Here is a 7,913-nt window from a genome sequence, read left to right on the forward strand (position 1 = left end):
GGCGGTTCTGCTTGCCAACGATGGCAACTTGGACTGCCGACCCTCTCCCCCAACCCCTCTCCCACTGTGTGGGAGAGGGGAACAAACACAATCCCTTCCGTTAGTTCCCAAACGTCGCCAGCAACTCGATCTGGCTTACCCGCTGCGCCTTGGCACGCGATGGCTTGCGTACATATTCGCCGTCGGGCTGCATGATCCAGGCGGACGCGTTGTCGCGCAGATGCACCTGCAGCCCTTCCTTGATGACCCGTGCCTTCAGCGTGCGGTCCAGCACGGGGAAGGCGACTTCCACGCGGCGGAACAGGTTGCGGTCCATCCAGTCGGCGCTCGACAGATAGAGCACGTCGTCACCACCCGCATGGAAATAGTAGACGCGGTGGTGTTCCAGGAACCGCCCGACAATCGATCGCACCGTGATGTTTTCCGATAGTCCTGGCACCCCAGGACGCAGTGCGCAGACCCCGCGCACGATCAGGTCGATCTTCACGCCTGCGCGCGACGCCTTGTAGAGCTCGTCGATGATCGTCGGCTCCAGCAGGGCGTTCATCTTGGCGATGATGCGCGCGCGCTTGCCGGCTCGCGCATGGCGGGCCTCGGCGCGGATATGGTCGATCAGGTTGCTGTGCATCGTGAACGGCGACTGCCACAGGTGGTTCAGCCGGATCGTGCCGGCCGTGCCCGTGAGCAACTGGAACACATGATGCACATCTTCGCAGACCTCTTCATTCGACGTCAGCAACCCGAAGTCGGTGTAGAGGCGTGCGGTGCGCGGATGATAGTTGCCGGTGCCAAGGTGGGCATAGCGGCGCAGCACCACCTGCTTGGCCTTGGGCCCGGCGGGTTCGCGTCTCACTACCAGCAACAGCTTCGCATGGCATTTGTGGCCGACCACGCCGTAGACCACATGGGCGCCAGCGGATTCGAGCCGTTCTGCCCAGTTGATGTTGGTTTCTTCATCGAAACGCGCGAGCAACTCCACCACGACCGTGACTTCCTTGCCGTTGCGGGCGGCGGTCATCAACGCTTCCATGACGGCCGATTCATTGCCGGTGCGGTACACGGTCTGCTTGATCGCCACTACGTTCGGATCGTTGGCGGCAGCCTGCAACAGGTCCAGCACCGACGAGAAACTCTCGTACGGATGATGCAGCAGCACGTCGCGCTGCCGGATCACGTCGAACATATTGGCGCCTGGCGGGAACGCTTTCACAGGCGCCGGCACGTGCGGCGGGTATTTCAGGGCAGGGCGATCCACGAGGTCGGGAATCTGCATCAACCGCACCAGATTCACCGGACCACTGACGCGATACAAGTCCTGCTCGGTCAGCCCGGATTCCAGCAGCAGGCGACGCGACAGCGCGGGCGGCGTGTCCGACGAGACTTCCAGCCGCACCATGTCGCCGAAATGGCGCGTGGGCAGTTCGCCCTGCAGGGCTTCGCGCAGGTCGGTAATGTCGTCCTCGGACACGAAGAGGTCCGAGTTGCGCGTCACGCGGAACTGATAGCAGCCCTGCACGTCGATGGCGGGAAACAGTTCGTGGACAAACGCCTGCATGAATGACGACAGCATCACGAAGCCGTATGCGTATCCGGACAGCTTTTCGGGCATGCGGACCACGCGGGGCAGGGCGCGCGGTGCCTGTACGATGGCCAGGTCAGCATTGCGGCCAAAGGCATCCTTGCCTGAGAGCTCGACGATGAAGTTCAGGCTCTTGTTGAGTACGCGCGGAAAGGGATGGGCGGGGTCCAGTGCGATCGGCGTCAGCACCGGTCCCAGTTCGCGCACGAAGAAATCATGAGCCCATGCACGCTGTGCATCGGTCCAGGTGTTCATCAGGTGAAAAAACACCCCCTCTTTCTCCAGCGCGGGGAAAATCACGTTCTGCAGCATGTCATACTGCGAGGCCACCAGCCGCTGGGTGCGCTCGGTGACAAGCTGGTAGGCCTGCTGGACCGAGAGGCCGTCGGGCGTGAGGCCCGACGCGTTATCCCGCAACTGTTCCTTCAGCCCGGCCATGCGGATCTCGAAGAACTCGTCCAGATTGCTGGACACGATGCAGATGAACTTCAGCCTTTCCAGCAACGGAACATTGGGGTCGGCGGCTTGCGCAAGAACGCGCGAATTGAATTCCAGAATGCCCAGCTCGCGGTTCAACAGCGTGCCGGGCGGTGTCGTCGACATGTCAATGACCTTATTTTGGCGATATGGCGACTTTTTCATAGAATCGTGTCAAATTGATGACACTTTGATTTTGTCATGATGTGGACATGACAGAGACATAATCTTTCAGGTTTTGGCCCCTGGGTTCCGATGGGGCTCATCCTGTGCAATACGTACGCAATGACACAAACTCCTCGCTTGCTGGCCGCCGTCGATATGGGCTCCAACAGCTTCCGCCTGATGATCGGGCGGGTGGATGAGACCCCGACCGCGTCCGGCCCGGCCAGTCAGATCTTCCAGGTCGATGCCCTGCGCGAGCCGGTGCGCCTGGCTGCTGGCCTGACGCCGGACAAATACCTCGACCAGCCCGCGCGCCGACGCGGCATCGACGCGCTGCGCCGCTTTGGCGACCGCCTGCGCGACTTCGCACCCGAGCAGGTGCGGGCCGTGGCCACCAACACGCTGCGTGTGGCCAAGAACGCCTCGGATTTCCTGATCGAAGCCGAACATGCGCTGGGTTTCCCCATCGAAGTGATCGCCGGACGGGAAGAAGCCCGGCTGATCTATCTGGGTGCCTCGCATGATGCGCCGGCTTGCCAGGGTAACCGACTCGTGGTCGATATCGGCGGTGGCTCCACCGAGTTCATCATTGGCAGCGGCTATCAATCCAAGCTGATGGAAAGCCTGTATATCGGATGCGTCTCGCATAGCCGCCAGTTCTTTCCGAGCGGCAATGTCGACGAGTATGCGATGAAGCAGGCCGAACTTGCCGCGCGTCGCGAGATTCAGGTGCTGGTGCGCCAGTACAAGTCGGCGGGCTGGCAACAAGCGGTGGGGTCCTCGGGTACGGCGCGTGCGCTGGCCGAGTTGATCGAACTCAACGGGATGAATGAGAGTCCGTCCGAGCACGGCATCACGCGGGAAGGGCTGGAGCGCTTGAAGCGCGCGCTGATCAAGGCCGAGAATACCAATCGCGTGAAGCTGACCGGCCTGAAGGCCGACCGCATTCCGGTACTGCCGGGCGGGCTGTCGATCATGCTCGGCGTGTTTGCCGAACTCGATATCGACCGCATGGACGTGACCGACGGCGCGCTGCGTCTTGGTGTGCTTTATGACTTGCTCGGACGCAGCCACCACGAAGACATGCGCACCGTGACGGTGGACCAGTTCATGCGCCGCTACGCCACGGACCGCGCGCAGGCGACGCGAGTGGGACACGCTGCGCGCGAACTCCTTGCGCAGTTTCCGGAGCCGCGCCACGAGCGCCGCGAAGACAATCTCGCCCTGCTGGGATGGGCGGCGAGCCTTCACGAGATCGGCATGTCGATCTCGCATAGCGGATATCACAAGCACTCGGCCTATATCGCCACGCACGCGGACATGCCGGGTTTCTCCAAGACCGATCAGGCGCGCCTTGCCACCCTGTTGCTGGGCCATGCGGGCAAGCTTGGCAAGCTGTCGGGCAGCGGCAGGTTCGTGGACTGGCGCATGCTGTTCAGCCTGCGTCTGGCGTTTGTTCTGTGCCGCCGGCGTGGCGACATGAAGCTGCCGGACATCCAGGTGAAGCAGCGTTCCGATGAACTCGACGAGGGCTTCGAGGTGCGATTGCCGAAGGCTTGGATCGAGTCCAATCCGCTCGTCGAGTACAGCCTCGCGCAGGAAGCCGACGAGTGGGAGCGGGTTGGCAAGCGGTACAAGGTCGTGTACGTCTGACCTCGGCCATATCGGGAAGGGAAATGAAAAACGGCGACCGAATGGTCGCCGTTGCCGTTTCTTCGATGCCAGTGCGGCTTACTTCAAGCCCAGGAAGTGCCGTGCATAGCGCGGGTTCATATCGCGTACCCGGAGCAGCGTCAGGAAGTCTGCGACGTTGAAGTCGGGATCCCATGCGGGCAGACCGCAGATCTTCGCGCCAAGGCGCAGATAACCCTTGATCAGTGCCGGCGGTTCCACGTCGAGCGTCTGGTTCAGGTCGTCCACCGGCAGGGGCAGGCGCGGGAAGGCGTGGTATTCGATCGGCGCCAGCGACTTCTCGGCGAACTGGCGATAGAGGCTGGCTGCATAGTGGCCGCCATCGCTCATCGGCACACTGGCGCAACCAAGCATCGATTCGAGGTTGTAGCGCTGGAGATATTCGCCCAGTCCACCCCACAGCGCCATGATCACGCTGCCCGAACGATAGTCGCGATGCACGCAGGAGCGTCCCAGTTCGAGCATCTTCGGCCGCAGATGCGCCAGGCGGACGAGATCGAATTCGGATTCGGCGTAGAGGCAGCCAATGCGCTTGGCCTGGTGCGGCGGCAGTACGCGGTACGTGCCTACTACCTTGAGCGTTTCCTGATCGCGGACGATCAGGTGGTCGCAGTAGGCATCGAACATGTCGACGTCTGTTTCTGCAGACGACGAATTCAGCCGAGCACCCATTTCCTCGGCAAAGACCTTGTAGCGCAGGCGCTGGGCCTCCGTTACTTCGTCCTGGTGACGTGCCCACGCCACGCTGAAAGCAGGCGCCGAAGCTTGAATCTGGGTTTGGTGTTGTGCTGGCTGACGAGGAAGACGCCTCCGCGCCGACTGGCCGGAAAGGCCAGTGGGCAAGGAGTCGAAAAGCGGCTGGGTAGGCGTCGGAAGGTCTCGCATCAGTATGTCCTTTTGGTGACGAAACGGCTTCGAAACAATGTAGAGAGGCCGGGTGACAGCGCCGTGAACCGATGATGACCATTCCGTGACCGTCAAATCGGCAAGGGGCGCGTGTGTGTTCACCTTAGGCCACACCTGCGTTGCAGGCTATGGCCGAAATCCGAAAGTGACGATCTTGTGGCGAAACGATGACGAGCCTTCCGATGAGGCTTCGTCTCGGAAGGGGAGGACGTTCAGAGGAAATCGGGCTGGATCACTGCGCGCATCACCACCTGCGCCTCGCTCTCGCGCGTACGTCCGGCCAGCCACCAGATGCCGCTTTTCTTCACGCTCCAGTTCATTTCCTGGCCCGCCAGAAGGAGGCTGCATAGCTGGCCAATCCATGGCTGATGACCCACGATCACCGTGTGCTCGTGCCCCTGTGGCCAGTCGATGGCAGCCAGCACTGCACCCACATCGGCGCCAGGTGCAAGGGCGTCGATGATTTCCACGTTGCCCGACAGCGCGGCCGCCGTCTCGCGTGTGCGCAATGCCGGACTGCAAACCACGCGGAAGTCGGCGGGCAGGTGGGCGCGTAGCCATGCTGCCGAGGTCTCGGCTTGCTTGCGCCCGCGGCGCGTGAGAGGGCGTTGCAAATCGGCGCTGCGCGAGATGCTCAGGGCATCCGGCAAGTCTTCTGCTTCGGCATGTCGCCACAGAATCAGATTCATAAGGGAGGGAATTCCTCGGGCTTCCTTGGGTGTTTCGAGTATGGTGAGGCGTCCCGGCGGCCGCAAGATACGGCGACAAAAAACAAAACGGGCTACCCAGGGCGCATGACCCACGGGTAGCCCGTCAGTGTCGGCAGTGGCGATGTCACCCGCGTGTCAGCGGGGCATCGTCCATCAGAACCGAGCCGGCGAACTCAGGACTTGTGGCGGAAATTGATACGGCCCTTGGTCAGGTCGTACGGCGACATTTCCAGGGTGACGCGGTCACCGGCCAGGATGCGGATGCGGTGCTTCTGCATCTTGCCCGAGGCGTACGCCCAGATTTCCACACCGTTTTCCAGCGTGACGCGATAACGGTTATCGGGCAGGGCTTCCGAAACCACGCCACCAAATTCAATGAGTTCTTCCTTAGCCAATCTGTTTTCCTTTCTGGCAGCCAGCCGTGGCTGCATGAAGTTAGTGAGTATCCTGTAGGCGCCAGGGCTTGCCGTGCGGCACAGGCATCGCCGCATCGGGCGGCAGCCGCGCACAACCAAACGAAGGCAAGTCGACGGGTCAGGCTGGAGGCTAAACGCACTTCAACCGGACGGGTCAGGTAAATCGTGACGGGGCGCGGATTTCCCAGACGATTGCCTTGCCGCAAGCAGCCGCGCAAGCAAACGGCGCGGACGTGACATCACGGGGACAGCGGGCAAGGTGTTTCCGGGAAATTTCAAGCATGCCAGGCGGCGTGCTCCCGGTTACAGGGCATGCTCAGATACCCCGAACTGACGCGCGATTGTAGCACGTCGATCCCAGTTTTCGCAGGCCCGACAACGGCAGGCAGGCCATCCATCGTCATGGTTGGAAGCGGACAACTCGCCGCAATCCACCGTCTGGACGAGAAACCCGTGGTGGTTTCCGTAATGCCATTGGGGCAGAATCGCGGCGCCCGGGGGTTCCCGCGAGCATTGATATTAAAACGATACGGAATACGGGGAAAACACAATGAGCGCGATTTTCGCGTTGCTGGCCTGCATCTTTCTGGGCGCGCCGATCGAATGGTATGGCGTCGGCGCCATTTGCGCGGTCTGGGACTTGTTCAGGGCTGCCGATTTGCGCAAACAGATGCGACTGCTGGAGGCGCATATCGAGGAGCTGGAGGCGCCGGTTGTGGTGGCCCGGACTCAGGATCAGTCGCCTCGCTATGTGACGCCGGAGACTGCGTAATGGGCTTTCGTTTCTTAAGGCGCAAGCCGGGAGCCGTCTGCTGCCATCAGCGCCCAGGAAACGACTAGCGGCATTGCACAGATCCAACGCGACCATGTACCGTGTCTCCTGGCGAGCAACCCCCAAATGGCCAGCAGGCAGCTCAGCCAGAGTCCAAGGCATGCGAGAAGATAATTTGCCTGGGATCGGTACGACCACATTGCGGCAGCGGGTCCCTCTGCGCCAAAAGGATATGCATCGGGAACCGACCATGCTCCCCACATTTCCGCCAGCACAATAACCGCAATGACAGCCAGGCCGCTGGCGGCCAGGATCCTAATAGCGGACTTCCAGTTCCATGTCTTTTGCATAGTACAAAAACTCCTTGGCGAAGGATTCCATGGAGCTGGTCAGGTCGATGCATCCGGCCGAACCGGGATAGGAGCCACCGTGAATTGTGAAATTGCTCCGGCCAAACACTTTGGTTCCAGCGCGGGGTTCTAAACCGATACGCCTGGTGCCCCATGCTCGGGTGCAGCCAGGCCACCGCCCCGCCTTGATGTTGATGAGACGAAGAAGGCAGGCAGCGCGGTTGAAAATGTTCGTTTCCTCCCATCGCTGGAAGTCATCCTGGAGTGCGGAATATCTTCCCTCGGGAAGCGGCCCTAATTCCCTAGTGTGCTGATGTTCTTTGCCATGATATCCAGGGCGTCCGGATACGGCTGGCCAGCGCCGTGTCACTTCACCGTCTTCGATCCATTGAAGGGCTCTGCCGTCAAAGCGTAGCGTCGCCTCGCGTCGATGAATGTCGAGCGCCAAGTCATCCAGTCGCAGCATTTTGACGATGTCATGAGGGGAGTTGGGACGATGGAGCGTATAGCCAAACCGCTCGTTGAACAGTTCTTCGTATTGGCGCCTAAGGATGCTGTTATTCCGAAGTTCAGACTCGATGGAGCTCATATCGCGAAATTCCGGTGACGGAAGGAGATCCAATGTCCCAAGAGGACAAGGTGATCCTGTATCGCGGAAATCGCTTTGAGAAGCTATCGCAGAAATCTGAATTTGGCGGTGAAGTGCTCTGGATCTACAAAGGCGCCAACGCATGGCAAGAAAAAAGGGCTCACGCCTTTCAGCGTGAGCCCTTTTTCAACTGCCTCTTACCACTGCAAATATGGTCGGAGCGATAGGATTCGAACCTACGACCCTCTGATCCCAAA

The 7,913-nt window shown here is 60.8% G+C and carries 8 protein-coding genes; 3 read left to right on the forward strand and 5 right to left on the reverse strand.

Translation table 11 applies throughout. The annotated features are described in order from the left end of the window. Positions 1-100: 100 nt before the first annotated feature. Complete coding sequence (gene ppk1, locus ABDB81_RS02850; protein ID WP_137924199.1) at positions 101-2,221, reverse strand: polyphosphate kinase 1; 2,121 nt, start codon at positions 2,219-2,221, stop codon at positions 101-103. Between the two features lie 120 nt (positions 2,222-2,341). Here ppk1 and ppx point away from each other — a divergent pair, with 120 nt between their 5' ends. Beyond that, positions 2,342-3,874, forward strand: coding sequence for an exopolyphosphatase (gene ppx / locus ABDB81_RS02855; protein WP_137924198.1), 1,533 nt, complete (start codon positions 2,342-2,344; stop codon positions 3,872-3,874). Positions 3,875-3,952: 78 nt separating this feature from the next. Here ppx and ABDB81_RS02860 read toward each other — a convergent pair whose 3' ends face one another. From ABDB81_RS02860 to infA, 3 genes are all read right to left on the reverse strand, one after another. Next, positions 3,953-4,798 (reverse strand): GNAT family N-acetyltransferase, encoded by an 846-nt coding sequence (locus ABDB81_RS02860; protein ID WP_137924197.1) that lies wholly within the window; start codon positions 4,796-4,798, stop codon positions 3,953-3,955. A gap of 233 nt (positions 4,799-5,031) precedes the next feature. Beyond that, positions 5,032-5,508, reverse strand: a complete 477-nt coding sequence (locus tag ABDB81_RS02865) for a histidine phosphatase family protein (protein ID WP_160472667.1) — start codon at positions 5,506-5,508, stop codon at positions 5,032-5,034. Positions 5,509-5,702: 194 nt separating this feature from the next. Beyond that, positions 5,703-5,924, reverse strand: a complete 222-nt coding sequence (infA, locus tag ABDB81_RS02870; RefSeq protein ID WP_008641674.1) for a translation initiation factor IF-1 — start codon at positions 5,922-5,924, stop codon at positions 5,703-5,705. Positions 5,925-6,495: 571 nt separating this feature from the next. Here infA and ABDB81_RS02875 point away from each other — a divergent pair. Continuing rightward, positions 6,496-6,717 (forward strand): hypothetical protein, encoded by a 222-nt coding sequence (locus ABDB81_RS02875; protein ID WP_346809698.1) that lies wholly within the window; start codon positions 6,496-6,498, stop codon positions 6,715-6,717. Between the two features lie 315 nt (positions 6,718-7,032). Here the strand turns inward: ABDB81_RS02875 and ABDB81_RS02880 are convergent, their stop codons facing one another. After that, positions 7,033-7,656, reverse strand: a complete 624-nt coding sequence (locus ABDB81_RS02880; protein ID WP_346809700.1) for a L,D-transpeptidase — start codon at positions 7,654-7,656, stop codon at positions 7,033-7,035. A gap of 32 nt (positions 7,657-7,688) precedes the next feature. On the opposite strand from ABDB81_RS02880, the gene ABDB81_RS02885 reads away from it, so the two are divergent. Next, complete coding sequence (locus ABDB81_RS02885; RefSeq protein WP_346809702.1) at positions 7,689-7,883, forward strand: hypothetical protein; 195 nt, start codon at positions 7,689-7,691, stop codon at positions 7,881-7,883. Positions 7,884-7,913: the final 30 nt, after the last annotated feature.

The organism is Cupriavidus sp. DL-D2 (genome assembly GCF_039710735.1).
Taxonomy (GTDB): Bacteria; Pseudomonadota; Gammaproteobacteria; order Burkholderiales; family Burkholderiaceae; genus Cupriavidus.

Coding starts and splice junctions, on each gene's coding strand:
- ABDB81_RS02865 (WP_160472667.1), bottom strand. CDS start 5,508: ATGAATCTGATTCTGTGGCGACATGCCGAAGCAGAAGACTTGCCGGAT.
- ppk1 (WP_137924199.1), bottom strand. CDS start 2,221: ATGAAAAAGTCGCCATATCGCCAAAATAAGGTCATTGACATGTCGACG.
- ABDB81_RS02875 (WP_346809698.1), top strand. CDS start 6,496: ATGAGCGCGATTTTCGCGTTGCTGGCCTGCATCTTTCTGGGCGCGCCG.
- ABDB81_RS02860 (WP_137924197.1), bottom strand. CDS start 4,798: ATGCGAGACCTTCCGACGCCTACCCAGCCGCTTTTCGACTCCTTGCCC.
- ppx (WP_137924198.1), top strand. CDS start 2,342: ATGACACAAACTCCTCGCTTGCTGGCCGCCGTCGATATGGGCTCCAAC.
- ABDB81_RS02880 (WP_346809700.1), bottom strand. CDS start 7,656: ATGAGCTCCATCGAGTCTGAACTTCGGAATAACAGCATCCTTAGGCGC.
- ABDB81_RS02885 (WP_346809702.1), top strand. CDS start 7,689: ATGTCCCAAGAGGACAAGGTGATCCTGTATCGCGGAAATCGCTTTGAG.